13 protein-coding genes and 1 tRNA gene are annotated in these 23,187 nt (G+C 52.8%); 11 read left to right on the top strand and 3 right to left on the bottom strand.

The window, feature by feature from the left end; all coding sequences use genetic code 11:
* Positions 1-54 precede the first annotated feature (54 nt).
* The 4 genes from P9L94_19240 (at position 55) to P9L94_19225 (ending at position 10,120) form a co-directional block, all read left to right on the top strand.
* Entirely contained in the window at positions 55-6,486 is a 6,432-nt protein-coding gene (locus P9L94_19240; GenBank protein MDP8246226.1) for a hypothetical protein, read from the top strand.
* Between the two features lie 220 nt (positions 6,487-6,706).
* Complete coding sequence (locus P9L94_19235; GenBank protein ID MDP8246225.1) at positions 6,707-7,618, top strand: hypothetical protein; 912 nt, start codon at positions 6,707-6,709, stop codon at positions 7,616-7,618.
* Between the two features lie 40 nt (positions 7,619-7,658).
* A complete protein-coding gene (locus tag P9L94_19230) occupies positions 7,659-8,825 on the top strand; it encodes a peptidyl-prolyl cis-trans isomerase (GenBank protein MDP8246224.1) in 1,167 nt (388 codons plus the stop codon).
* Positions 8,826-8,854: 29 nt separating this feature from the next.
* Complete coding sequence (locus P9L94_19225; protein ID MDP8246223.1) at positions 8,855-10,120, top strand: Wzz/FepE/Etk N-terminal domain-containing protein; 1,266 nt, start codon at positions 8,855-8,857, stop codon at positions 10,118-10,120.
* Here the strand turns inward: P9L94_19225 and lpxB are convergent.
* Positions 10,117-11,244, bottom strand: coding sequence for a lipid-A-disaccharide synthase (lpxB, locus tag P9L94_19220; protein MDP8246222.1), 1,128 nt, complete (start codon positions 11,242-11,244; stop codon positions 10,117-10,119). The genes P9L94_19225 and lpxB overlap by 4 nt on opposite strands.
* A 7-nt stretch (positions 11,245-11,251) precedes the next feature.
* A complete protein-coding gene (locus tag P9L94_19215) occupies positions 11,252-13,219 on the bottom strand; it encodes a tetratricopeptide repeat protein (protein MDP8246221.1) in 1,968 nt (655 codons plus the stop codon).
* Positions 13,220-13,366: 147 nt separating this feature from the next.
* Here P9L94_19215 and secD point away from each other — a divergent pair, with 147 nt between their 5' ends.
* The 7 genes from secD (at position 13,367) to rmuC (ending at position 23,016) form a co-directional block, all read left to right on the top strand.
* Entirely contained in the window at positions 13,367-15,985 is a 2,619-nt protein-coding gene (gene secD, locus P9L94_19210; protein ID MDP8246220.1) for a protein translocase subunit SecD, read from the top strand.
* Positions 15,986-16,168: 183 nt separating this feature from the next.
* Entirely contained in the window at positions 16,169-17,293 is a 1,125-nt protein-coding gene (locus P9L94_19205; GenBank protein MDP8246219.1) for a L,D-transpeptidase family protein, read from the top strand.
* A 21-nt stretch (positions 17,294-17,314) separates the two neighbouring features.
* Positions 17,315-18,196 (top strand): ATP phosphoribosyltransferase, encoded by an 882-nt coding sequence (gene hisG / locus P9L94_19200; GenBank protein ID MDP8246218.1) that lies wholly within the window; start codon positions 17,315-17,317, stop codon positions 18,194-18,196.
* Positions 18,197-18,209: 13 nt separating this feature from the next.
* A complete protein-coding gene (gene argB, locus P9L94_19195; protein ID MDP8246217.1) occupies positions 18,210-19,103 on the top strand; it encodes an acetylglutamate kinase in 894 nt (297 codons plus the stop codon).
* Positions 19,104-19,124: 21 nt separating this feature from the next.
* Complete coding sequence (locus P9L94_19190; protein ID MDP8246216.1) at positions 19,125-20,336, top strand: aspartate aminotransferase family protein; 1,212 nt, start codon at positions 19,125-19,127, stop codon at positions 20,334-20,336.
* Positions 20,333-21,268 carry an ornithine carbamoyltransferase gene (gene argF / locus P9L94_19185; protein MDP8246215.1) on the top strand — a complete coding sequence of 312 codons (936 nt, stop codon included), beginning with the start codon at positions 20,333-20,335 and terminating at the stop codon, positions 21,266-21,268. The genes P9L94_19190 and argF overlap by 4 nt, the downstream gene beginning before the upstream one ends.
* Before the next feature lie 431 nt (positions 21,269-21,699).
* A complete protein-coding gene (gene rmuC / locus P9L94_19180) occupies positions 21,700-23,016 on the top strand; it encodes a DNA recombination protein RmuC (protein ID MDP8246214.1) in 1,317 nt (438 codons plus the stop codon).
* A gap of 49 nt (positions 23,017-23,065) precedes the next feature.
* Here the strand turns inward: rmuC and P9L94_19175 are convergent.
* A tRNA-Cys gene (locus tag P9L94_19175) sits at positions 23,066-23,136 on the bottom strand.
* Positions 23,137-23,187 lie beyond the last annotated feature (51 nt).

The raw sequence follows: 23,187 nt of genomic DNA, 5'->3' as shown, positions 1-23,187 counted from the left end.
AGGGTAGAAGAGTCAGTGATCCAACTACAAAGAGGTTTTTCCATGAGCAGCCAGATGAAGAAAAACTCCCGTATTTTCCCCGCCGGACTTGTTTGGGGACTCGCGCTTATCGTTGTGGCAGCGTCGTTTGCGTTGCCTTCATTCGCTCAAGACGATGAGGACGTGATCATTCCGTTGGGCATCTCGCCGCTTTCTGTGCGAACAGCGGTTCTCAGTTTTCCGTTATCCGCAATTGGGAACGAAGGAAGCCAGATTCCTATTCCAAGATTGCAAGAGATCGAAGAACTGACCATTGTCATTGAGGATTTAACCGATGGCAATGCGGGTCTCGATATCGCAGAAGACTTCTTGCCATTGTCGGCTTCGGCGCTCTCAAGCGGCGTTGCGCTTTATCAAGAGAGTTCGGCCCAGCCCGATAGTTTTAGTTATTTTGCGAATGATCCGAGCAGCGATATTCCCGTCAACTTGATTGATATACCGACAGTGCAGGTAGACCCGACCAATTCGCGTCGGTTTTTCATAACATTTAAACCCGTGTCGGGGTCGTCATCTTCGCGGGTTCCCCTGATCCAAGACAGTCACCCCGATTTCCATATTGTCGTACAAACGACATTAAACTGGCGCCAGGGCGACCGCTTCGAGGCAATGATTCCAGCGAACAGTATCAAGATTCGCGACCGCAGGAACCCGCTGCCCAAAAATACGCTCTATGAAACGCCGTTTCCTGACGACGCGTTTGTCGGCTTGAACCCGCTCTTTGCAGAGCGCCAGATATTCCAGGGCGACATCGTTCAAATCGTCAACTTAATTAAAGACACCGACAACTCGTTCCGTATCGACGCGAAGTCAGAAGCGCGTACTTTGCTTGGCTTTGATTTTGTCGGTCGGCCGGATGAAGATTATTTCATTAAAGAAGTGAAAGTGAATTTCGTCGGTTTAAACCTTGCGTCCGTCGCCCACTTAATTAGCGCGATTGGAACCGGCATAAACTTTGGCGGTCAATCATTTGCGAGCGTTCTTCGTCCGACGTACTTCTATAACCCGTTCTTCTATAATTTCCCGGAAGACCCTGAAAACCCGGGCATGATTTGGATGGAAGAGCGCAACGTCGGGGGCGAAGAGCCCATTTCGTATCCCAAGACCATGCCGCTGAATTTTGCGGGCATCCCGCGCGAGGCGTTCTTTACGGGAAATGACAATTTAAATTCGCATGTATTGAGCTATGTTCCTTACGGCCCGCGTCCGTTTGGTTCATCAGGCCTCGAACCGACTCACACCACCAACCAGGATATTTTCTTGAAACCGCTTGAACGCGCAGCCGGCGGCATCTTCTTGTATCGTGAAATCGGCGGTCAGGCGGGCAAATTTGATAATGGCGTTGATCGCGTCATTGCGCTTGATCCGTCACAATTAGAAATTAGCCCGTTTGATATCACCGCTGATGACGTTGCGGCCAATCCGGCGCTTCAAAAAGTGCTTGAGCGTATGATTCCAGGCAGCGTGGGCGGCACGGCAGCGAAACGCGTCATTCCCTGGTTGTTTAGCGACTCCGATTTGTCTAGCGCATTGGCTGGATTACCTGCCGATCTGATTTCGAGCATTAGCGACGAATCAATCGCGGACGGGATCATTCGCCCGCCATTGGGTTCGTTAGAGTGCTTCCAAGACCCCGATTGCATGATGTTTGACCAGTTGATTAACATCTCCCGCCCGTTTTTAGGGCTGACCGAAGGTCAAGTGCGTTATTTGACCTCGTTGTCGGGCAACGAAAAATCCAATTTGCTTGATCTTTATAATTTCCCATTGCTCCAAGGCTTTACCATCACAATGCCTGTTTCGCGTAACAATGCGGTCGGCGACTTGCGCTCTCCGAACACGCGCGCTGGCGCCAACGGCGGCCCTGAAATGTACTTGGCCGTTAAAACGAGCGATAAAGTCCGCAGCCTCGATTCAATTATTCCATTCATTCAGCCGACAGATGTCATCGTCGGTTCGGGCCTTGCGTCATATGCTGCGGGCGCGACAGATGAAAGCGAATTTGAGTCGGTATCCAGCGTGGGTATGGGGCGTCCCAACACGAGTTCAACCACCCCGCTGATTGGGCGTCCACGTCCCCGTTTTTCGTTTCAAGACCTCACCCAGCCGGGCGAAGGCGTAAATGCAAGCAATAACAATGTTATTTTTGATCGCACCTTGTCGTCGCCGCCCAAAGCCGTTGTCGGCATCGACGCGATTGACTTTGGTCAGAACCCGACCTTGTTGCTGAACGGCGAAGGCGTCAGTTTTGATCTGCTGGATGCGTTCTTTACTGAGAGCACTGTTCTTGGAGAAATGCAAGTTGACTTCTTGCCGGGCACCACGCTCACTGCGCTTGCCGCGTTGTTCTCTGTGATTCCTCTTGAATTGGGCGTCACGCAAACCGGGCCGTTTATTGCAACGTCTCACTCAATTGCTATTTATCAGGATGACGATACACCGACAGGCGATAACCGGGATAACGACGGCGACGGCCTGTTTGACGAAGAACTTTACAACTTGCAGGACGACGACGGCGATGGTCTGATCGATGAAGATTTAGGTGATTTAACTCCGGCAGGCGAGAACGGCGTGTTTGACGCCAATGACCGTTACATGCCCTTTACTCGAGACCAGTTCGGCTCAACCGGAGGGTTTGCGCAAGCGGCGTATGTATTTCCGCCCAATAACCTGGCCAAATTTGAAGAATATATCACTTCCATCGAGCCGGCGGATACGCCTTTTGATAGAGTTGACGGCCAGATTTTACCGTTGCGCGTTGGCGAAGGCTCATGGTTTGCAGAGTTAGACTTCCGCGTTTTGAACTTCTCGCTCTACCAAACCATCCGCAGTTTAATCTACCCGTTCCGTGGTTCGCGTCCGTTTAGAGGCGATCCGGCGCCGGACTTTGGCTCGCCGCGCTATAACCAGGGCATGTTCCCGACGCTTGATCCGCGTATGGGCTTGATTGATTTGTATCCTTCCATCAACGCAGAAGGGTTATATTCCGAAGACCTGAAAGTGGTCACCCCCGACGGCGAAGAATTTTGGATGCTGACGTTTGGCGATCTTGATGAAGACAATATCCCGTGGGTACGCGATCCTGACGGCGATATTCGCCGGTCGTTCTTGCTTTCACTCGCATCCGCCTTGCGGTTCCCAAGTCAATACGGCTTCGTAAAAGTGGGCCAGGTTCCGATGGTGGTTGGCGTTGAGGCCGAGTTTGCTGAAAATGCGAACGACCCAATCGGTCCAGACCAGCCGGACGTGCCAATTTATACCCAGTTTGGTCATTACACATTCTTGGGCGACAACAATACGATAGGCGACTATTTAGACGACTTCTTCGATACCTTTGGCGACGCTGTTGAAAGTGCGCTTGAAAACATTGATAACTACAACCAGGAAGTGGCTGACGCTGACGCCGAAGCGGCTGACTCGGGCGAAGCAGCGGAATATCCCGATGTTCCCGATCCGGTTGAAGTGGCCTTCCAACACCCCTATAGCGCGATTGGAATTTCAAACTGGCATGAGACCGGCGATTACGATACATCCTATATGTATCAGATTCAGATTCCTGATGAAAACTTCGGGCCTCTCGCTGGCAACGACTTCTTTGTGACGTTGCGCATGTCGCAGCTCGCTAAAGTCGGCGACTCGTTCCGCGTCCGTATGCGTTCAGGTGAATTGGGCGCCCAGTATTCGTTCTTCGATACCGATGATGGTTCTTTCATTAATGTTGATTCGCCTGAAGGCGGAATTGCGTATCACTCGTTCTTAAACACGGACTATATTGAAACGGAACCGTTCCGTGGAATCAGTAAGTCACAATTAACGACAGGGGAAATTGTTGTTCAAAGCCAAAATGTTTCTCCTCGCATCACGTTCCAGTCGCCAACATCAGGGGCGAACATCGCGACCTCAGACTTTACCTATCAGATTTCGTATGTTGTTCAAGACCCTGACGATTCGCCGCAAGTCGCTTTGTTTGTCGATGATAACGGCATCGGGTTTGATGGAACATTTATCGGCGGTTCGTTAGTCCGTCCGCAAGTCGGGTTGGCCAATTCGTTTACTTTGAGACTGCTAGACCAAATTCCTGACTTTGACCCGACCCAAGAGTATTACATCTACGCCCGCGTAGACGATGGCGTAAACCCGCTGGTTTATACCTACGCTGACGGCCCCATTATCACACTGGCGCGCACGGTTGATTCTGGCGGCAACGATCCATCGACGGGCTTGATTTCTGTTGATGGCGAATTGCCGAACAAGATTGATATGGTCAAAGCACTAAGCGATGGCCGCACCTTCAGCCTTGGCGATTTACCATCGTTAGGTGATTTGACCACAACCGACATCGTTGTCGACATTGAACCCAATTCATCCTTTACCGGCATGATAGGCGTACAACGCAGCGGTGGGGTTTTGGCTGCTGGCGATGTGGGCGTATTTTTGCCGCTGCTGCAGGCCAATGGCACGTTGGCGTTCAAGAGCGAAAACACGGCGTTCCTCAAAAATTCGGTTGAAGGCGCTCAGTTGATTGTTGCGCCGACAGCGGCCCAGATCGCGCTTGAAAACGTCCGCGACGTTGAGGTCGATTACGCCAATGGCGCAATTTACGTTCTCGACGGCGATGGCGATATGCTCTTCTTAGGCAGCAAGGCCAACACGGCGTTGCGTCCGCCCGCAGTCGGGTTGGATATCTATCGCGACATGGAACTCACGCCGCGCGCCGATGATATGTACTTCCTGACCGGCAACGGCGTTCTGACGCTTGCCAACAATGTCAACAACATTGTGTGGAGCGACTTGAAGGAAGACGTTAACTTCTACACCGACATCGAATTGGTTGTCAAAGAAAACACCGCAACCAATGTTGTGATTGTAAACAAAGACGGCGGCATCCGCGTGACTGGGGCCGGTTCGGGAACGAACTTGCGCTCAGCCGTTTTCCAACCGCAATTGCCAAGCGAAGTGATTGACCCGGGCACAGTCCGCCAGGTCAAAGTCTTCCCCGGCGTTACTGACCGTTACATTCTGGTTGAAGGCAGCGGTGAAATTCACTACTTTGGCGTAAATGAAATTCCAAGGTCAGAGATTCCCTCCGACGCGTTTGTCTTTGCGGATACACCGGGCCTGGATGACGACGCCGTGGTTGATGTCGAAACCGGAAACGTCAATCTCCAATCGGTTATTGCAACCACGTATGACATCATCGACGCGCTTAATTCTGAAGACGCCAAGCGGATCGTTTCTCATGCGGCCCCGGGCTATTTAGATAAGCAGGGCGCCGATGTTAATGGATTAAAAAAATCGCTCAACTCGTTTTTCGATCTCACCGAAGTAATTTCGATTACGCAATCGAAAGGGATCGAAAACTCTTTCACGCTGTTGAACGAAGGCGATACGATTCGCGCCAACCTGCTACTCGATATGTCATACTACCTGCCAATTTGTGAGTATCAGGCGGTAGATATTACAGATAGCGCCGTTGCTGGCGAAACCGTCGCGAGAATGTTCTTTGTCGACAACCGCCCGGCGGAAGGCCAGACGTTGCGGATTCGTGAAGTTCTTGATGGGCGCGCCTGGTTGATTGACGTCTATTTAATCAAAAACTTCGGTCGTATGTTTGAAGAAACTTCAGGCAGCGAAGATCCCGAATTTTCAATCTACAATGAACTGACGCGGCTCTCAGGGAACAAATTGATTGCGACCTATGCGCCTAAGAACGCTGGTGTTGATAAGCCGATGTTTATTGAAGTGCCTGAACTGAACCAGTTTGAACAATACGCATTGTTGTTCATTCACCGTGAGCAGTTCTTGCGCCGTTCGCGTACGCAGCCCGTTCTCGAAATCGCCTGGTATCCTGGTACGTTTTTGAGCACTCTCGGCTTAAACCGCGTTGAGATCATTTATAAGAAATCGGCTGACGGTCAGTTTCGTATGAGCAGCATGAGTTCGAGAATTGTTCTCGCTGAAAATGACGGTGATTTTGACTTCTTCGACGGACTCGATGAAACCGTGCTTTCAGAAATTACCGATCTTGAAGTCGAACAACCGTGGGGCTTCTCGTTTGATCAGCGCGGCCCTGTATTCGCCGTCTTCTCTGCGGATGCGGACCTCGTTATGGGTGATGGTACGTTTATTACGCCTGATCCGCGCAGCGCAATTATGATGCTTCCCGAGGGAATCGATATTTATTCGCTGGATCCTGAAACGATCGTGAATTCTCTGACGCATTCAATGGTGCTGGCCAATCCGTTTGATACAGGCGAAGTTGATTTCATCGGCCACGAGGCGACTTATATTCCGGGGCGGTCATACTTTGTCATTACCCGTGACGGAAAACACTACGGCTTTATTCAGATTCCTGATGATGTCCAGTTTGACACGGAAGCGTTAGACTTTGCGCTTGGGTTGTTTGAATATCGTTATCAGGACGACTTCATCTTGCCGGGTAATTTCTAAGCCGCTCCGTTTGATGACGCATTTTCACGGCGCCTCGGTTTCGAGGCGCCGTTACTTTTTTTGGCTGAAATCGTGATTGTATGGTGAGTTGAGGCCGCGCGAATAAAAATGCGGAGGCCAATCTGGGGGATGTACGCTGAATCTGTTGTTTGCAGCGGCGCCCGTGATACACTACCTTTCGCGTAACTGAACAATATTTAAGTTCAGATGGAGAGTGCCAATGCGCATCGTTCTGGTTGTTTTTTCTTGTGTTTTAGTCGCTGCGGTCGTGGCGATTACCGTTTTTAAACCTACGGCGCCAGTGACGTCCACGGTGGAGGCGCCGCGGATTGCCTTGGCTGAACAACCGCGTCCGCTCGCGCCCGGCGGGCGAGGCAGCGACTCCATCCTTGAGTTGTTTCCCGAATTGAAGGACGCGGCGGTTATCCTTCAGGATGATCTCTTCACGCCGCCGACGACGATGGCGGCTGAGCCTTATGTTCCACCGTCAGACGAAATCAATGATAAAGCGCGCTTGTTGTCGCTGGTGAATGATTGGATCTACGTCAACTTTTCACAGTTGGGCCAAAAGAAAAACGGCACCATTCAAAAGACGCGCACCAGCGAATATTTTATCGTCTTTGAAGGCCAGACGTTAGAAACGGGAATCACTGTCCATCAAGTGTCGGAAGACCAAGTGACGCTGCACATGGGCGAGGCCGCTTTTGCGCTGCGTTTGGCGAAGAAGCCCGAATTTTTCGATGACGTGAGGAAGAATCCCCGCGCCTTGACCCGTGACGAACAAGTCGAGGCTTACGAATATTACCTCAAACGGTTTGGCGATAAATTTAAAGCGCTCAGCCAGAATTATGAGCCGCTGCCCGGCTATCAGATGCCGACGAAAATTACGGCGCAGCAACAACAAAAAGCCATGCAAGACTATCAGGAAAAACATGGGCGCGTTTTTCAGCGCGAACAAATGATGTATGGAAAAACGGCGACCAATAGCACTTTGGACGAGCAAAAAGTCAATTTTAGAAAATACTGGCAACAGTTTCATCCATCAGAACCCATGCCCGACTACGAAACCTATCTACAGGCGAACGACGTGGGGCCTGCGAAGCGCATCCTCAGTGATGAGGATTCAAATTGAGTTTTGACACTTTGATTGTAAGGGCAGGTGCGTCATCAGTATGAGAGCATTTTGTGTTGCGGTTTTATCCTTATTCATTTCAATCGGATTGATATCGTGCGGTCCCGGCTCCCCAACCAATGAGAAATCTCCCGCGGCCGCCGCGCCGGATTCGCCCCAGAAAAACGGAACCCGGGCCAATGATCTCGCGGTCGCTGAGTGGAGCGGCGGGACGATTTATTTGTCTGACATCGACAATATTGTTCACCCCGAACAAATGATGGCGACCTATCGGCTGCAAGAAAATATCGAGTGGGAAGACGTGATTGCGCAAAAGCGCGAGTCGATGGTGAACATGCTTCTCGATAATTATTTGTTGATCGAAGAAGCGCGCGTGCGCGACCTTGGTTTGACCGACGCGGAAAAAGAAGTGTTGCTGCGTGAATTCAAAGGGCAATTTGAGACCGAAGAAGAATATCAAAAACACATCCAGGAAGCCAACCAGACCGAAGACCAACTGGTTGGCATTTTAGGCAACATTCAGCTGGGGCGCGTTTGTATGGAAGATCAAAAACAACGCATCCGCGATTCGCTCACGCCGGACGTATTGAAAGCGTATTATGAATCGCAGATCGACAAGTTTACGCCGCCCGCGCGGTCAATGATTAACCGCGTGGTGATTGAAGCCAAAGACGACCAGACGCTTGAAGAAGCCAAAGAAAAAACCTTAGACCTTCACGCCCAAGTGCAGGCGTTGATTGCGTCAGCGACCGATTTTACTGGCAAGCGAAAAGTGATGCAGCAATATGCGTATCAATATTCTGACACGCCTGACGGCTCGTATAACTACGGCTACTGCATCCTGTATCACGCAGAAGGAATTGATAACGCCTACGGCGCGGAATTTGTGGCGGAGGTTCTCAAGACGCCTGAAGGCGAACTGTCGCCCGTGGTCGCTTGCGTGAATGGCTATGGTTTCTTTTTGGTGAAAGAGAAACAGTCGGTCGGCGTCCAACCGTTTGAAGCGCCGCCGGTGCAAGCCCTGCTTCCGCAAATGATGATGCAGGAGCGGCTCGAAGCCTGGCGCGAATCATTGCGCGACACCTATCAGGTTAAAATTCATCAAGAAGCGCTTCGCCAACAATTGCCTAACCCCGCGAGCGTTACGCCTGCTCCGGTGTTGGCGATTCCGTCTCCGCCTTCATTTAGCAGTTCACGTCCGCAGTAGTCGTCGGCGTTTTTCAGAAAGGAACCGAAATGAGCGTGGAGCACGAAATTCAACTCGCATCGATCCTTGAGGTGATCTGGCGCCGGGGCCGAATGATGGCGATTATTTCGCTGGTGTGCATGGTATTGGCCGCCGCGTTTTCTTACACGATCCATAACCGCTACCGCGCCGAAGTTGATCTGGTGGTGATGAACTCGAAGATCGGCGAGCGGGCGATGATGTTTCCGGGCATGACGATGGACACTTACTCGGAACTCTTTCTGGCGGATACGGTTTTGCAGGACGTGATAGATGAATTCCGCTTGAGCGAAGAGCCGTTTGGGCTTAAACATATCAATGCGCTGGCTGGGCGCGTGGCAATTCGAAGTAACGAGAAGTCTTCCCGGATTCAACTAAGCGTTGAACTTGAAGACCCCGAATTCGCCGCACTCGTCGCCAACCAACTCGCCAACCGCGCACTGCAACTGAACAATGAGATTATTATGGAAGAAAAAGACAACAGCCGCCGTTTTATTCAACAAGAACTCACTCCCATTCAAGAGCAGACGATGCGTTACCAAATCGACTATCGCGACTTGCTGGTTAAAAATAAACTGCCGTTGCTACAAAACGAGTTGGATACCAATAACACTATTCTGGCCACGCTTCGGCAACAACATGACACGCTGGTCCACTCCATCCGCGAACTCGAGACGCGGCAGGAATATTTTGAAAAAGTCTTTTCCGCCACCGATGCGCCTGAGAAAATCTTGCAAGTGAAACGCAGCATTTTCAGTAACAATACGGTATTAAATCAACTTGAAGAGGCCAAGCCAAATCAGTCAATCGAAGATCTGACCGGCATGGGCTACATTGAAGAAACGATCAATGGTATTTATTATCAATTACGGTCGGAATATATAAAACTCACGATTGACCTGCCCGCGATGAAAGCCAAGTTTGAATCAATGAAAAAAGAAATCGCGCGGCTGGAAGCGTTGGTCATCGAACAACAAGAGCAGTTCTTTCGGCTTGATGTCGAAGAGACCGAATCAAAGCGCTACTGGAGCCAGGCGCTTGAAGTGGTGGCTGGCATCGAGAAAAATTTTGACTGGGCGGGAACCACCGTCGCCTCAGAGCGTCAAGATTTGAAAGTCGCGTATTATGCGATTCCTGACCCCAAAAAGGTGTATCCGCGCCGCAGTTTGATTGTTCTCGCGACGGGTATGATTTCGTTTCTGTTGATGTTTGTGTACTACTTGCTCAAGGATTTGTACGGCTTGGTCGCGACTGAGCGTCCTTCTGCTTCGGTCTAGAGCGTCTCAAGAATGGCGGCGTGAATGGCTTGCGCCGCGCGTTGCGCTGCGTTTTCGCCGCCGAGTTTTTGGCGCAGGGCGTTGAGGTCGTCAATCATTTCCTGATAGCGTTGCGCGTCGCTGAGAAACTCTTCTGCATGGCGGGCGAGTTGTTCGGGGTGGCATTGTTCCTGGATGAACTCCGGGCAGATGCCTTTTTGCGCAATCAAATTCACCATACCAATATACGGCACGCGGATGAGCCGCCTCGCCAGAAATGCGTTGACGGCGCCGCTGCGGTAGACCACCGCCATCGGCAGGCCCAGCAGCGCGTTTTCCATGGTTGCCGTGCCCGACGCCGTCCAGGCGAAGGTCAGTTGTTTGCGCCGCGCATAATCGGGGTCGCGTCCTACCTCTAACCAATCGGGAAGATCAAAATTCTGCAAAAAAGATTCCGGTAGCGTTTCAGCGAGCGGTAAGAAAAACTGCGTCTCGGGTTTTTGTTTTCGCAACCGTTTCGCCGCGCTGAGTAAGGTCGGCAGCAAGCGCTTGAGTTCGTTCTTGCGGCTGCCGGGCAGAAGCCCGACCACGGGGCGTTCGAGCGGCGCCCGATCTTGCGCCGGGGTCGGCGGGATGCGGTCAAGCAACGGGTGACCGACAAACTGCGCATCGACGCCGCGCGATTGAAAAAAGTGTTCCTCAAAAGGAAAAATCACAAACAGGCGCTTGATGGTTTCGCGCATGGTTTCGACCCGCTTCTCGCGCCAGGCCCAGGCCTGGGGGGCGATGTAATAAAACACGGGAATGCCGCGTTCCTGCGCCCGCTTGGCGAGGTGCAGGTGAAAGCCGGGGTAGTCGATCAGAATGACGGCGTCGGGTTTGCGCTCGTCCCAGGATTTTTCTGCAATGGCGCGTACATGAAACAGGGTCGGCAGGCGTTTGATGACCTCAACAAAACCAATCAACGCCAAGTCGGGCAACGGGTAGAGGATGTCGACGCCTTGTTGCTTAAGCGCTTTGCCGCCAAAGCCGAACCACTTGATGTCAGGCTGCATTTGACGAAGCGCTTCAACGACATGCGCCCCGTGATGGTCAGCAGACTCTTCGCCGACGGAGATGAACAGGTTTAAAGGCCGTTGGTCCATATTGTTTTTATTCCCAGCGCATCGGGGCCGATTGTCCGGCGGCGCGTTTGTTGACGGTGTCTAGATTCTCTATGGCAGGATTATAGTCCGGGTCCATTTTAAGTGCGCGTTCAAAGTCAGCGACGGCCTGGTCATATTGTTTCATCAAGGTCAAGACTACGCCGCGTTCATTGTATAGCAAAGCGGTGGGCGCTGTTCGCAACTGACGGTTGATTGAGTTGAGATAAAAGGTGAAAAACGTCGATGTGCGCGAGCCGTAACTCATCGCTTGTTTAAAATAAAGATAGGCCAACTCATGCATCTGGTGGAACTCCAGATTGGCGCCGATGTACATCCAGGGTTGCGGGTGGCTGGGTTCGGTGATGGCCGCCGCCAACATGCTTTCGAGGCCGTCGGTGTATTGGCGGGTTTGCATTTCATAAAAGCCTTTTTCAAAATACACCACCCAGGTGAAGCGGTCGCGGGGGATGTAATCCGTGAGTTCGTTTGGGTTGATTGCGTTCGGGGTTCGCAGCAGGGCGGCGCCAGACCAGGCGCAGAGAAGCAGGAGTCCCGCCGTGAAAACGTAAGCGGTCCGTTTGATCGTCGCAAACCGGCAATGCAGCCATAGGAGAACAAGCATCGCCGCGCAGACGCTGACTGCGCCGATGAATCTCAACAGGGCGTGTTCGCCCCAATCAATACGGGTGAAATGGGCGCTGAGACCGGGCGGAACTCCCTGCGGGATAACGGCCAGTATCTCCCTCCACGATTGATAGTGGTCGAGCTGAATCGCGCCGCCCATTTCTGCAACCAACAACAGCCACGTCCAGACGGCGCAGAGAATGGCGAAGCCTTTGAACCACGCTTTGGGCGTTGCTTGTAAGAGCCAGGCTAATCCTAAAATGAAGATCGGCGCACAACTCACCATGCGGCGGTTGCCGAACGAGCCGCCCGCCCACCAGGCGATGTTGCAGGAATAAATGTAGATGGTCAGCAGCATCGGCAGCAAATAAGGCAGGGCGCGGCGTTGAGTGAGCAAGCCCGCGATGCCCAAGCCGAACAGCGGCGACCAGGAGATCATGCCGTGGAAGTCAGAAAACAACATCTCATAGAGGTGCGGGTGAAGCCAGAGCACGTCGCCAGAACGCGGCAGGGCGAACCAGGAGCCGTAGAGCGCCTTCCAAGCCATCAGTTGGGGCAGAAACGCGGCAAGCGTCGCTAGGATGAAGACGGCGATATGAGCGGGCCGGACGGTAACGCGTTTTTGATCGCCGGGGTTGATGGCCCAATCGAGAAGCGGCGTGAGTCCCCATAACAGATTGTGGGGGCGCACCAGCCCGGCGATTCCCAACGCGGCCCCGGCAAACAGGGCGAAGGCGAGGCGCGGGGTCTGTTTGTATGACTGCCACGCCAACAAACTCAGGACGATGAAGAACGCTGAGGGCGGGTGTGAGTCGGCGGAATTGACGTACAGATGATAGGTGAGCGAACTGCCCGCCGCCATCAGCGCGCAAGCCCAGACCGCATTCGCATGGCTGATTTTGTGGGAACGCGCCAAGCGATAAGAGGCGTATAGGGTTCCTGCGCCAAAAAGCCAAGAGGCGCTAAACGTAATGACCCATTGATCGAACCACGCATATCCGCCGGGTTCGATTGAAAAGCCGAAAAGGTTGAGTCCGATCCGCAAAATGGATGCGAACAACATGAAGGGCGCCCAGAGGACGCCAGCGCCCATCGGCCAGTCGTTGGCGGGCAGGCCGTGGGCCGACAGGTAGAGTTCGTGGTTGGCGAAGGGAAAGGCGGCGAATTGGGGCGCGAAGTAAAAATCGATGTCATATAGCATGGAATGCCCATAGGCGTAATAAAACGCGAGGTCGGGCGGGGTGATTCGCGCCGCAGCGAACACGAAGAGAAAAAGCGCCGCTGGCAGCCAAAAGCGCGTGACCAAACGCGTTGGGAAATCGTTGAAATGACGACGTTTGTATTCGTTCACCGGGAAATCCTAATCACAACTTGGTACTGATTTACGAGCGTTGACTGTGTATCTGGCTAAGGGTAAGGTACACTTTCGTGCGTTCCCTGGAAACGGTCTTGAACGCCCTATTTTTCGTTCCTAACGTCCTAAAGGAGTTTGAGTAAAATGCAGAGGGTCCCCGTCTGGCGAATCGCCATCACTGTTTTTGTTTTATTGATTTCCCTCTGGCTGCTATTGCCTACCTACGAATTCTATTCGATTGACCCCTTGCTGCGCACCTCCGGCAGCTCGGCAGAAATCATAGAGATCGAAAAGAAGATTGAATCCGGCCAGGGAAATGCTGTTGAGCTGCAAAATGAACTCATGGCGAAGAAGCGCGCGTTGCGTGAGATGAAAGATAACAGCCTGCAACTCGGTCTTGATTTGCAGGGCGGCGTTCACTTGGTTATCGAAGTGGATATCGAAGAATACGAAGCGGAATTGCGCGCCCAGGGCAAAAGCGATTCGGATATCGCGTATGCGAAAGAAATTGTGCTTGACAGCGCCGCCGCCGCGATTGAAAGCCGCGTTGACGCCTTCGGCGTCGCCGAAGCGGCCATCATCAAACAAGCGCCGAACCGCATCGTGTTGGAAATGCCTGGTTTTAGCGATCCCGACGCCGTGAAAAAGCTGGTAAGCGCTGATTCAAAATTAAGTTTCCATATCGTCGCGGAGCAACCGGACCTGGTACGCATTATTTCCGATATTGACGCTGCTGCGCCGGAAGATTTCCAGAGCCTGTTGGCTGCGCAAATGCCGATGCGCTCGGTAGCGGCGGTTGCAGTACAGACGCCGGAAAATTTCGAGTTGGTGAATACGATTTTACAGCGCTCGACGGTCAACGCCATGATCGACCGCGACCTGATGTTTGTGTGGGGCAATGAAGAAGAGCCTTACCCTCCCTATTTTGATTTCGCTCACCGCTATCTCTATCTGGTAAAGAAAAAGGTTGAAGTGTCCGGCTCGGAATTGGATGACGCGTTCCCGACGATGGATCCGACCACCAATCAACCGCGCGTGTCTCTGAATTTTAACAGCGACGGCGGCAAGATGTTTCACCGCACCACCCGCGACAACAAAGGCAAATACCTCGCGGTTGTGTTGAATGACCGCGTGTTTACTGCGCCGGTGATTCGCAGCGAAATTCGCGGCGGCAGCGCCGTCATCGAAGGCATCGGCGATATCATGGAAGCGCGCCACATCGCGGTTGTGCTTCGCGCAGGCGCCTTGCCAGCCCCGATGCACGTTGAACAAAGCCGCGTGGTTGGCCCGTCACTGGGTCAAGACTCGATTGAAAAAGGCATCTATGCGGGCATGATCGGCGGCTCCATTGTGTTGGTCTTTATGGCGGCGTACTACCTGTTTGTCGGTATGGTCGCCAACTTGGCGGTCGTAATGAACCTGATACTTCTGATGGCGGGCATGGCGTTCTTTAACGCGACGCTGACCCTGCCCGGTATCGCCGGTCTGGTATTGCTTATCGGTATGGCGGTCGACGCCAACGTTCTTATCTTTGAACGTATGCGCGAAGAAATGAAAAGCAAGCGCGCCAAAAACCTGCCTCTTGTCTTAGACAAAGCCTACGGTCGCGCGTTTATGACCATTTTCGACGCCAACTTAACGACGTTGATTACGGCGTTGGTTCTGTTCCAATTTGGAACCGGCCCCATTAAAGGTTTCGCAGTGACATTGTCGCTGGGTATCATCATTTCGATGTTTACCGCCGTTTTCGTGACCCGTCTGGTGTTTGATATTATCGCCGGGCGCGGCGCCGAGACGTTGTCGATCGGCAATATCCGGTTCTTTGAAAACGCCAACTACAATCTCCTCAAGCAAGGCAAAGTCTTTATGATGACGTCTTTGGCAATTGGCCTTGCTGGATTTATTTTTCTCGCCGCCAATTGGCAGAATTACCAGGGCATCGATTTTGCCGGCGGCAGCGAAGTAATTTTGGCGTTTGACGACGTCATCACGGCGGACGAAGTGCGCGGCGGCATGGCGCAAATCGGCGTTGCGGACGCGGTCATTCAGGAAGTTCTAGGCGGCGAAGGCAAACAAATGCTGATCCGGGTTCGCGGCGGCGAAAACGCCGTGGTGCAAAGTTCAGACGAACTCGACGCCAAGATTCGCGAGGTGTTCCCGGGCCGGGGGTTTGAAACCCTGCAAGCAGACACGGTCGGCGCCAAGGTCGGCGGCGAGCTGTTGCTCAAAGGTTTGTATTGCATCCTGTTCGCCAGCGTAGGCATCCTGCTGTATATCACCGCCCGGTTTGAGTTCCGGTTTGCGGTGGCGGCGGTGGCGGCGTTGTTCCACGATATTTTGTTTACGCTATCCATGTTGGCGTTAACCGGTACGGAGTTTAACTTGCCCATCATTGCCGCGCTGCTGACGGTGCTTGGGTATTCATTGAACGATACCATCGTTGTGTTTGACCGCATTCGCGAAAATTACACATCGGGTTTACAGAGTTTCTCTGACGTCGTCAATCACAGCATCAACCAGACCTTGTCGCGTACGGTGTTGACGTCGGTCACCACATTATTGGTCATCGGAACGCTGCACATTGTCGGCGGGCCGGTCATTCACGACTTCGCCTTTACGCTATTGATCGGCGTTGTGGTGGGTACATACTCGTCAATCTTTGTTGCCAGCCCCATCCTGTTGATGATGGGCAAGCATGAACCGAAGAAAGTCAAAGACGACGGCGAGGCGATTGACCCCAACCGTTTGGGTTCTGCTGCGTAAGACAACGGCTCATCCGCTTGAATGTTCGGCGAACGCCCGCCTTGTTGTGGAGAGGCGGGTTTCGCTTTTTTTCAGGGGTTTTGGAAAAAGCGGGTTACAATACGTGTTTTCGTATGAGGTCGTCTTACGCGCCAATGAGGTTGGCGGTTTGGTCGTTTTGTTTGTGGACTTGGAGGTTGAGACATGTTGAACCGGACATTTTTCATTTATTTATTGGTTCTCGTATTTTTGGGTTCGCTCGGTACGGCGGGCTTTTTGCTCTATAACAAGCGGGTCGAAGAAGGCCGCTGGAACCAGTTGCACCTGGCGGAATCGCTGATCGAGTCGGGCGACGTGAAGACGGCGATCCCGGCGTTGCTGCCGGTCGTGCAGGCGGGAGACCGCTTTCCCGGCGCGGCCCGCGCACTCTATCAATTGGCGCTCGCCTACGAAAAAGGCGGACACAAAGAAGCGCTCGAAATTTGGAACCGTCTTGTCTCGGAGTATTCCGAAAGCGAATACTTCCTCACGGCGCGACAGCGTCAGGCAAGCGCGTTGCTGGAAGAAAAACCCGCCGAGGCGCGGGCGATCTTTAGTGAAGTGGCGTCCGCGACCGACCCGGTCTTGCGCGGCGAAGCGCTGGTTGGAATCGCTACGTCATACGCCAAAGAAGGCAATGTTGATAAAGAGCGCGAATATCTCTATGAACTATTAGAGATGGACGCGCCGCAAAGCGTCATCGCCGCTGCGAAAGACCGTTTGACCGAAATGAATTCGGCCACGCTGTGGTCGCCGACGTTAGATGAATTTTCGCAGCTGTACACGGTCGAGAAGGGCGACTCGCCCATTAAAATCGGCAGCCTGTACGGAACCACCGCCTGGTATGTGAACGAAGCCAACCGCCTGCGCGGTTCGCTGCGCATCGGCAAGCGATTGAAGGTTCCCAAAGAACCGTTTCGCATTGTGGTCGAAAAAGAATCATGCCGCTTGAACCTGTTGACCGAAAGCGGGAAGTTCATCAAATGGTATCCAGTGGGTATTGGCGAACAGAGTTATAAAACGCCTGCGGGCAAGTACACCATTGAGACCAAACAGGAAAACCCGCGCTGGTATAAACCGACCGGCGGCATCGTAGACCCGGGCGATCCTGATAATGCGCTGGGTACGCGCTGGATGGGCATCGGCAGCAGCCTGGGCGTCCATGGCACCAACGAGCCTGACACCATCGGTTTTCGTAAAAGCGCCGGCTGCATTCGCATGTATAACGAAGACGTGGAAGAACTGTATAAAATCGTCCGCTTGGGCTCCTCGTTGACGATTGTTGAATAGAGATAAATTTAGGAAAACACCATGAGCGAAAATGTATTGAAACTGGGCTTGCCCAAGGGCAGCCTGCAAGAATCGACCTTTGACCTGTTTGGACGCGCTGGCTACAAAATCAAAGTGCGCGACCGTTCGTATTACCCCAGCTGCGACGACCAGGAACTTTCGATTGTGCTGCTGCGCGCGCAAGAGATGTCGCGCTATGTTGAAGACGGCGTGCTCGACGCGGGCATCACCGGGCAGGACTGGGTGCGCGAAAACGACTCGGAGGTAGAATCGGTTATCACGCTTTGTTATTCCAAATCGACGCCGCGTCCGGTGCGCTGGGTGTTGGCGGCGCCGGAGAAGTCTGACATTCATAGCGTGAAAGACCTCGAAGGCAAACGCATCGCCACCGAACTGGTCAACGCCACCAAGCGCTATCTCGCCGAGAACGGCGTGAATGCGACCGTCGAGTTTTCATGGGGCGCCACTGAGGTGAAGTGTCCTGATCTGGTCGACGCCATTGTTGACGTGACCGAAACCGGCTCGTCATTGCGCGCCAATAATCTGCGCATTGTTGACACGCTGTTTGAGTCGCAGACCAACTTGATTGCCAATAAAACCGCGTTCAAAGATAAGTGGAAGCGCGACAAACTTGACCGCATGGCGATGATGCTTGAAGGCGCCATCAACGCCAACGACAAGGTCGGCATCAAAATGAATGTCAAAGAAGCTGATTTGGAAGCCGTGATGAAGGCCTTGCCGAAAGGCATCACCAATCCGACCGTTTCAAATTTGTATGAAAAAGGCTGGAGCGCGATTGAGATTATTGCGGACGAGCGAACCGTGCGCGAGATTATCCCATGTCTCAAACACGCCGGGGCGGTTGGTATCATCGAATATCCATTAAATAAATTGATCTACTAGCGGGACGACAATCGTGACTGACAACCGTGAACTTTTTTCCCAGCATCTGATTGAAGCGCTTCCATACATCAGGAAGTTCTACGCCAAGACCGTGGTGATTAAGTATGGCGGCGCGGCCATGACCAACGAAACGCTCAAGCAGGAGTTTTGCCGCGACGTGGTGTTGCTCGACTACGTGGGGATGCGCCCCATCGTCGTGCACGGCGGCGGCCCGCAAGTGACCGCATTGATGAAGCGTCTCGGAAAAGAGACGGAGTTCATCGACGGGCTGCGCATCACCGATAAAGAAACCGTTGATATCGCCGAAATGGTGTTGACTGGCGCGGTCGGCAAAGACATTGTCGCGCGTATCAATCTCGAAGGCGGGCGCGCCGTCGGCTTGTCGGGCAAAGACGGCCGCTTGATTCGCGCCAAGAAAAAAATGCACCGCAATAGCGAAGACCCGTCGCAAGAACTCGACATCGGTTATGTCGGCGATGTGGCCAACGTCGATCCGCGCATTCTCAATACGCTTGAGACCGACGGGTTCATTCCCGTTATTTCGTCCGTAGGGATGGGCGACGACGGCCATGCGTACAACATTAACGCCGACATTGCGGCGGGAGAAATTGCCCGCGCGTTAAAGGCCGAACGCCTCGTCATGTTGACAGACATGCGCGGAGTCCTCAAAGATAAAGACGACCCCGCCAGTTTTGTTTCGTCGTTGTCTGCGACCGAAGCGCAACAAATGATCGCCGAAGGAAACGCCCAGGGCGGGATGATTCCCAAGTTGACGGCTTGTTTGACGGCTATCGGCGGCGGCGTGAAGAAAACGCACATTATCGACGGGCGGGTCCCACACTCCGTCCTGGTTGAATTGTTTACCGACACCGGCGTAGGAACGCAGGTGTATCCCGATCCTGCTTAGAACCGAAGGGAGGGCGACGCCATGACGACGGCGTCTCTATCGGCGGCGGATGCCGCTGCGGCTGTATTGAGCAACAATTATGGTCACCGTGATTTGTGTCTGGTGCGCGGCGAAGGCGCACAAGTGTGGGACAACACGGGGCGGCGATATACAGACTTGCTTTCGGGTTTGGGCGTGAACAACCTGGGCCATTGCCACCCGAGGGTGGTTGCTGCGATTCAAAAGCAGGCTGAAACCTTGCTGCACGTTTCCAATCTCTATCTAATCGAACCACAAATCGAATTGGCGCGTTTGCTGGTTGAACACAGCGGCGCGGACAAGGCGTTTTTCTGCAACAGCGGCGCCGAAGCCGTCGAAGCGGGCATTAAACTTTCCCGCCGATATTCAAAAGAAAAACATGGCGAAGGCAAACACAAAATCGTTGCGCTGCAAAATTCGTTTCATGGTCGCACGATGGGCGCGTTGGCCGCGACCGGACAAGAAAAATATCACCAGGGCTTCGAGCCTTTGTTGGAAGGCTTCGTTCATGTTCCCATCAACGACGTCGAGGCGTTAACGAACGCGGTGGACGCTTCCACCTGCGCGGTGTTGTTTGAACCCGTGCAGGGCGAGGGCGGCATCCATCCGGTCAGCGTTGAGTTTGCGCAAGAGGCGCGTCGCTTATGCGACAAAACTGGCGCGTTGTTGATCTTTGATGAAGTGCAGTGCGGCCTGGGGCGCGCGGGCCATTTGTTCGCCAGCGAAGAATTCGGCGTCGAGCCGGACCTGATCGCATTGGCGAAGAGCCTGGCGGGCGGCGTCCCGATGGGCGCGTTGTTGATGAAAGACCACGCGGCGGAATTGCTTACGCCGGGGACCCATGCTTCGACCTTCGGCGGCAATCCCTTGGCGGCTGCGGCGGGGGTGGCGGCGTTTTTGACCATCATCGACGACAATCTCGCTGAACGCAGCAAACGGCTGGGCGAGATGTTTCGCGCCCAATTGAACTTGATGAAGACAAAACATGCTTGCATCAAAGAGGTGCGAGGGCGCGGGCTGATGATCGGCGTTGAAATGACCGGCCCCGTTGCTGGCTTGCTGTCAAAACTGCGTGAGCGGGGCTACCTGGCTGGTTCGGCGGGACCGAACGTGCTGCGTTTTCTGCCGCCGTTAATTGTGAATGAAGATTTGTTACTCGGCGTATTGCCTGCGCTGGATGATTGCCTGACTGTATCTTTGGAGAACCACTCATGAAAAAACGCGACCTGAGACTCATTACCGACCTAAACCGCGAAGATTTACTCGCGATCTTTCAACTGTCCGCTGAAATGAAAGCCGATCCGCGCGCATTTTCTAAAGCGCTCGAAGGCAAGACCATGGCGATGATTAACGAAAAGCAATCGTTGCGCACCAAGGTCACTTTCGAGGCAGGCATTCAACAGTTGGGCGGCTATTCCGTGTATTTGACCAACCAGGATATCAACCTGGGCAAGCGCGAGCCGGTCAAAGATGTGGCCCGCAACCTGGCGCGCTGGGTCGATTTGGTGGTCGCGCGCGTGTTTTCGCAGCAGTCGATTATGGACCTTGCCAAGTATGCGGACATTCCAGTCATTAACGCGCTGTCAGACGAAGGCCACCCGTGTCAGGCGATTGCCGACCTGTTTACCGTTTGGGACTGCCTGCGCGAGCGCGGCGATCTGGAAGGTTTCAACCTGACCTTCATCGGCGATGGCAACAACGTATGCAATTCGCTGATTCTCATCGCCGGGCTGCTCGGCTTCCATTTGACGGTGTGTACGCCCAGCGGTTATGAGCCAGACCCGTCGATGACCTGGCAGGGGCGCGAAATGTCGCACGATTGGGGCGGGGCGATCACCTTTGAACTCGACCCGGTCAAGGCAGTGAAGAGCGCTGACGCGATTTACACCGACGTGTGGACTAGCATGGGGCAGGAAAAAGAAACCGACGAGCGCAAGCGCGTGTTTCAGGGTTATCAGGTGAACGAGGGCTTGCTGAGCCAGGCGCCGAATCATGCGGTGGTGATGCACTGCCTGCCCGCGCATCGCGGCGAAGAGATTACCGACGGTGTGTTAGAATCCGACCGCTCAGTCGTCTTTGAGCAAGCTGAAAACCGCCTGCACACCCAAAAAGCGTTGATGAAATACCTCTTCGATCAATCAGCGTAAAAATCCAATTCATATAAAACAATCAACCGCCGCCTTGGAAACAAGACGGCGGTTGATTGTGTGATGTATAAGGGCAAACAATCGGCACTGGCGTGGGTACGTCTCTTTTCGCTTCGGTGCGGGTTTTCATGCCCTTCTGCACAGGCGCTCACAGAGGCGCCCCCACGCCAGGACTGTAAACTCGTATCAATGGCGGGGTGGTAAGGGCAAGAATGAGCGTAGCGAACCTGCTTGCCGCAGGCAGGTTCAGCCCTTGAAGAAATCTGTTTTTCAAAAAAAGTGCTTGACTTTATTTTTACGATATGAGACATCTATGGGTGGGGTTTAAAATGGGGGACTGAAGTTTGAAAAATATTTGGTGAAATACTGTTTTTTATTCCTGTTTTCTTCATTAATACGAAATTCCCCAACGACTAAATCGGTGAAAAACAATGAATGAAGACCTGCTGCTGCTGACCCTAATCATCGCCGCGTTAACTTTGATCGCTGTAATTGTATTGATCGCTAGAGGGCCAAAAGGTCTGAAAGAAGTTGGGAAAGAAGTGCGCGAAGAACTTCGACTCGGGCGAGAAGAATCAAGAAACTCGGGTAAAGAATTACGAGAAGAAGTATCGGCTGGGCTTAAGTCAACGAACGATATGCTATCAAGAACATTGGACAGTCTAGGAAAAGTCCAAAAAGAGCGACTTGATTCGATGACGAAACAGCTGAAGGAATTAACCGAATCCAATCATGCAACATTGGAACGGATTCGGACGACATTTGATTCCCGAGTCAAAGAGCTTCAGGAAAATAATGAAAAAAAACTCGAACAGATGCGCAAGACCGTGGATGAGAAGTTACACGCAACTTTAGAAAAACGGCTTGGTGAGTCATTCAAACAGGTGAGTGAAAGACTTGAGGCTGTGCATACTGGTTTAGGGGAGATGCAAAAATTAGCCACGGGCGTTGGAGACTTAAAGAGGGTTCTGACCAATGTGAAAGCGCGCGGAACGTGGGCCGAGGTCCAACTTGGAGCGATCTTAGAGCAGATTCTTAATCCAGAACAATTCGCAAAGAATGTCCAGGTTAAGGAGAATTCACAAGAGCGGGTTGAGTTTGCCGTTCGATTGCCAGGGCCTAAAGATGATCCCGAGGCTTGTATTTGGCTTCCGATTGATTCGAAATTTCCACAGGAAGACTATAATCGTCTCCAAGAAGCAGCAGACACAGCCGATCTAGATTCTGTCCAGTCGGCGGTAGACGGCTTGGCGAAGGCAGTTCGAGTCGCCGCAAAAGACATCCATGATAAGTATGTTAATCCGCCTTACACAACTGACTTTGGAATTATGTTTCTAGCGACGGAGGGTTTATACGCAGAGATTCTTCGGCAGCCAGACGTTGTTGCAGATCTTCAGAATCGATACCGGGTTGTCATTGCAGGCCCCACTACTTTGGCGGCGCTCCTGAGCAGCCTTCGCATGGGATTTCAGACGTTAGCCATTGAACAACAGGCGGTAGAGGTTTGGAGGGTATTGGGTGCGGTTAAGACAGAATTTGGTAAGTTTGGCGATGTATTGGAAAAGATAAAAAAACAGTTAAATACTGCAACCAAAACTGTTGAAAGGACTGATGTGAGGAGACGGGCAATGGAGAGAGCTTTGCGCACGGTTGAGCAATTACCAAATTCAGAAGCATCAAAATTGATTAATTTTCCTACCGCACTAGATGACGTGGAGGAAGGTGATGAGGAAGAGGATATCACATAGTCGAATACGCGCTATCGTTGTAGGCTCTATCTGGTGCAGATAGGAGAAAAGGCGGCTCCCGGATTCGAACCGGGGATAGAGAATTTGCAGTCCTCTGCCTTACCACTTGGCTAAGCCGCCGATATGTCAAACAGATGAGCCAATTATCATAAATCCAGCCGTGGCGCTGTC

It is taken from the genome of Candidatus Hinthialibacter antarcticus (assembly GCA_030765645.1).
Lineage (GTDB): Bacteria > Hinthialibacterota > Hinthialibacteria > Hinthialibacterales > Hinthialibacteraceae > Hinthialibacter > Hinthialibacter antarcticus.
This window is presented reverse-complemented; position numbering and strand designations above follow the sequence as displayed.